Consider the following 1,027-nt stretch of genomic DNA (forward strand, 5'->3'; position numbering starts at 1 on the left):
TGGCGGGCCGTCAGCCCGACCTGGCGGCCAGTGCCCGTCGGAGACGGGACACGTCCGTACCGCGCGGGGGGGGGCGGCGTAGGTACGCCACTCCCTCCACCTCACCCGGCAGTCGGTCCGGGCGTCGCCTCGCGGACGACTGCGACGCCTCCTTCGGGGACGGTGACGGAGCCCACGACCGGTTTGCCGGTGAGGAGTTCGATCCCTTCGGCGGGGATCTCGGCGCCGTGGCCGGCGTGGTCGATCAGGAAGAGGTAGTCGGCCTCGGCGCCCCTCCGCCGGACCACCTCGATGCCGGCCGGCACCTCACACTCCGGACGCACGCCCGCCTCGACGCGGACGCGCCCCAGGACAGCGGCCAGGGTGGTGGTGTCCGGGTGGGTGGCGAGATACCAGGCGGTGCCGCTGCCGTACGCGTGGCGAGTGATGGCCGGGACGCCGGCCAGCGGTCCGTCGGCGTACGTGGCGACGGCCTCCGCCCCGGTGAGCCGGATGCGTTCGGTCCACAGGTCGGCGGTCGCGTCCTGCGGGACCTGGCCGGCCAGGCCGACCGTCTGTCCCGGCAGCAGGGGGAACGGCTCGTCGCCGTGCACCCCGAGGACCTCCCGGAAGGCGCCCGGGTAACCCCCCAGGCGGACATGGCAGTTCTCGTCCACCACACCACTGTGGAAGCCCACGGCGAGGGTGCCGCCGTGCGCGACGAACGCCGCCAGGTTGGTCGCACCCGCGTCGTCGACCAGGTACAGGCTGGGCGCGAGGACGAGCCGGTAGCGGTCGAGGTCGGGGCTGTCGGGACGTACGAAGTCGACCGCCACGCCGGCCTTCCACAACGGTGTGTACCAGTCCCTCACCAGGTCCTGGAAGCGGAGTTCGCGGCTGGGCTGGGAGGGCAGCTCCATGGCCCAACGGGCGTTCCAGTCCCAGACGATGGCGACCCGGGCGGGGCTGGTGCTGCCGCTCACTTCGGCGAGGGCCCGCAGATCGGCGCCGAGCCGCATGACGTCCTGCCAGATCTGGCTGTCGGTGC

1 protein-coding gene is annotated in these 1,027 nt (G+C 73.3%); it reads right to left on the minus strand.

Features of this window, described 5'->3' with window-relative positions:
- Positions 1 to 101: 101 nt before the first annotated feature.
- On the minus strand, positions 102 to 1,027 hold a 926-nt coding region (locus tag AOK15_RS39730), incomplete at its 5' end, for a beta-galactosidase (RefSeq protein ID WP_205632311.1).

Source organism: Streptomyces ossamyceticus, assembly GCF_001418475.1.
GTDB lineage: Bacteria > Actinomycetota > Actinomycetes > Streptomycetales > Streptomycetaceae > Streptomyces > Streptomyces ossamyceticus.